This window comes from Jiangella rhizosphaerae (assembly GCF_003579925.1).
Lineage (GTDB): Bacteria > Actinomycetota > Actinomycetes > Jiangellales > Jiangellaceae > Jiangella > Jiangella rhizosphaerae.
In genome coordinates, this window is record NZ_QUAL01000304.1 from 1 (window position 1) to 3667 (window position 3667).

The 3667-nt window shown below is 57.6% G+C and carries 2 protein-coding genes and 1 pseudogene; all 3 read right to left on the reverse strand.

Going from position 1 to position 3667, the window contains the following annotated elements; translation table 11 throughout:
- Positions 1-149: pseudogene (locus DY240_RS34210) on the reverse strand (type I glutamate--ammonia ligase); the annotation flags it as partial.
- A gap of 122 nt (positions 150-271) precedes the next feature.
- Complete coding sequence (locus DY240_RS31465; protein ID WP_147375481.1) at positions 272-2467, reverse strand: UvrD-helicase domain-containing protein; 2196 nt, start codon at positions 2465-2467, stop codon at positions 272-274.
- Positions 2468-2493: 26 nt separating this feature from the next.
- Positions 2494-3324 carry a hypothetical protein gene (locus DY240_RS31470; protein WP_147375482.1) on the reverse strand — a complete coding sequence of 277 codons (831 nt, stop codon included), beginning with the start codon at positions 3322-3324 and terminating at the stop codon, positions 2494-2496.
- Positions 3325-3667 lie beyond the last annotated feature (343 nt).

The following is a 3667-nucleotide window of genomic DNA, read 5'->3' on the forward strand; positions in this document are numbered from 1 at the left end:
AAGTAGAGCTCGAACTCGTGCGGGTGGGGGCGCAGGCGGATCGGGTCGATCTCGTTGGTGCGCTTCCAGTCGATCCAGGTCTCGACCAGGTCGTCGGTGAAGACGCCGCCCTCGAGGAGGTAGTCGTGGTCGGCCTCGAGGACGCCGAGGGAAGAGCGGACTGTCGCGACGGTGGCGTGCCATCGGTGGTGCTACACCGAGCATCGACGGCTGCACGATCCGTGCTCAAGCAAACACATCAGTATGAGGCGATCCGGCGCGTCCACACGAGCTACGTCCGACTCCCCTGCTCCACATCCATGATGTCGTTCGTAACGGCACGCAGGAGTACCTCCGCGGCGCCGCCGTCATCATCGTTCGCGAATACGCGGACCTCCCTCTCAGCGCGACTCAGGGCCAAATAGAGGAGTGATAGGATCCGGGTTTTTTCGTTCGGCGTAGGCGCGGCTGTCTGCAGATCGGGTATGCCGGCCACAAGAACCGTTGAAAACTGGAGGCCAGCCAAGTATTCGGCCGGGCCAACGACCACGCCACGCTGTCGGTATCCTAAGCCATCTACTTCGGTGCGCCCCGAAATCGTCGACACGTGGAACTTTCCGGACTGTCCCACGCGTGATGCAAGTTCGCTGTATCGCTGCCACTGTCGCATGTCAACAATCGCCAGGGCCAGACGACCGGCGCCGTAAATCTCGTGAATGGTTCGATATATGTCTGTTTCTTCGCCAACTCGCGAGGCCGCAATGACTAGCCGTGGGCGCGGGCCGTCCTTCTGTGTCGACTCCACGGCCGAGAAATCCACATCCCAATCGTGGCCTAGATCGAGCGTGGGGAACTCATGGTGCACATGCTTGATCAGGTCCAGAATTTGCGGAGTGAACCGGTGCACAGTGGTTAGCTCGAAGTTCGCGATCTCGCCGAGGCCATCCTCGGTCTGTGCGGAGGTGGACCAGGTTTCGTCTGATGCGACGCCGATAAAGGCCTCCGACGGCGACTGGCGTGGGTCAACAGCCATAAAAACCCTCGGATAGCTGGATACATCCCTCGTCAAGTAGTGCAATACTTGTCGCTCAAGGGGACTAAAGAGATGAAACTCGTCGACGAAGACTAAATCGTATCCTTGGACCTTGCGAGACCTGTTCCATGCATGTGTTTCCAGGTAACTTAGAAAATCGGCTAGCAGCTGATCCGACGTCATCAAAGAGCGAGCCTCAAGGTTCTCCATGAACTTGGAGTAGAGGCGAAACACCATGCGGAGTTCTTCCCGAGTTTTCAGGGGCAGCATCCATGATGCGCGCGGCAACTGGGCGTATCGCTGTTCCGAACCGGCTCCGGGAAAGATTGCCGAGGCGCCGATGACGGACCCAAACTCGATGAGAAGGTCCCAGGTGAGGGCGAGCCGGTCCTTTTCGTTCGGCGAGTCAAATCTTTCTTGGAGTGGTTTTCCAACCCGGTCTCGATACGTTACCCAATCACCGTCGATGAACTCTCGCAGCAGGTCTTGAATTTCGTCGAGTTGAGCCTGTTTTCCGCTGTAGCTATCATCTCCAATGAGAGTAAATCCAGCGGATCCGTGGTGTTGCGGCGGGAGGACGGTTTGTGCAATCTCCAACAATGGAAACACGTCGATCTCCCGCAGTTGGCCCACACTCATCGAGCCTATGGCCTCATCGATCTCCGTCGCAAGTCCCCAACTGTGAGTAACAATTAGTACCCGAAGCTCTTCGCCGATGTCACGAGCGCGCAAGACCTCTCGCACAGCTTTCAAGGTTAGTGCGATCGTCTTTCCTGAGCCGGCGGGCCCGCGGAGCCGAATCGACTTATCTGTGGGCGCGTCGATGAACGCGCGCTGCCTGTCGCTGACCTCACGCATCCACCTGTCGAACGTCCATCCTCTAGTTGGGGACTGTTGGACGGAGGACAAGTACATATCGACGTCGGCAACGCTGCCGCCGTTAGCCTGCGCGAAATGAGTCCTGGCGGACGCAATCGCATCCTTCCAATGTTTTTCTACGTCGGAGAGATTCCGATCTTCCGATTCAGAGAATTCTTCTAGCGTCGCCTTGTTTGATGCCGTCGTTGTGCGCCAGAGCACGATATCGGCGCGCTCGCCAGAAAGTACTTCTGCTATCCACCTTGTGGAATTGTCGTCGTCGCGACCTGGAACAGCAAAGAACGCAACTAGACTGTCGTACTTATACTGGCTCCAGTTCCGTGGTAAGGAGAGTGGTCTGGTTCGAGCGCGATCTGCAAAGGAGGCCATTCTTGCCAAAACGTCCCGCCGGAAACCAGCGAGCTCATCGGGGACGTATCGCTCTCGTCGATTGCCCTTGCGGATGAGAGTGATGCGTTGACTTTCGACCGTATCCTCGGCGGAAACAAGAAATAGCGCGTCTTGGGTGTCGTATTCAAATAGCACCGACGATGCGGACACCGCATCGGGAGACAGGCCCGTCGCCAGCTCGCTCAAGGCCCGCGCAGTTGTTACGAGTGGTTTCACTTGACGAGTTCTCCTAGGAGCTCCGAGTGAAGATCGCGGCTGTATTCGTAATCCGCTGGTAAGCCGATGGACATGAAGACCAGTGCGAATCTCTGGGCCAGTGCGTGCGTAAATTTGTCCCGCAGTCTGGAGATCCGCCTATACCGCACGTTACGGACTCCAGGAAGCGTTGCGATTTCAGGCTCCCATACCTGTTCCAGGTGTCTCATGTAAACAAAGTAGCCGTCAGTATACTCAGGTGCAGGTGAGCTCAGGAAGAGAGCATCGCCCGGCGGCTTCTTGTAACTGTCGCGAAGCAGGCCTAGTACCTTCTTGACGGCTGCCTCTCTCTTGGGAGGCTTTACGTGGAGCATCTCAGATTCGATGAGTGATGAAGCCGCCTGATCTAGCGTTGGAACAGGTGTATCGATTAGCCGGATTCTTTGGATAATGTTGTTGGCTCGGGCTCGGTCGGCCTGATCGATCTTGAGGCTTGTCGCTACGGCTTCGTTCGATTCTTCGAGAATCCATTCGCGAAGTCGCGCCTCGGTTGCGTTTCGAAATCCGGAACGCTCGAGTAGTTCCTTCAGTTCGATCAAGGGGCTGCGGATAAGCAATTCACGAATGCGCGGTATTCTCAATTGAAGAAGATACTCATGAGCGCTCAGAATCGGCACGCATGTCACGCGTCCTTGGTGCTTCTTGTTGGCAAGGTCACAGTCAGCCGTTATGACGAATAGGAGCCGTTGCCACATTGAGGCAGTCGCATCGACGGCCTCCAGAACGTCGCACTGTCGCAGAGGCTCCGCCGTGGTGACTTCACGATACTCGTTGAACGGCTGTGCCACGTCGCCCCCAAGGTTGAACTCGTCAGAACAGGGATCTTGCACTGTCCTGGGGATCGGGGCAAGAGGTACCGCCGAAATGCGTTAGCGCCCGTGAGCTCCATACGTGGAGCGGGGGTTCAGCAGTCATCTAGGCCGCAGGCGGCTTGAAACGTCCGAGGCAGACACGCGGCAGGATGGCGTCCATTCACCCTCTCGGCGAGCGAGTGGTCTCTCGGACTCTGGGAGTCGGGCCATTTGCGCCCCGAGAGGCTGGCGGGGGAGCAAGTGGCACCGGCGTCCACGGGCTCGGGAGGCAGAGATAGTGTAATGAGAGCCGCCGGCCGCGCCTCGAGGCAGGCGGCCG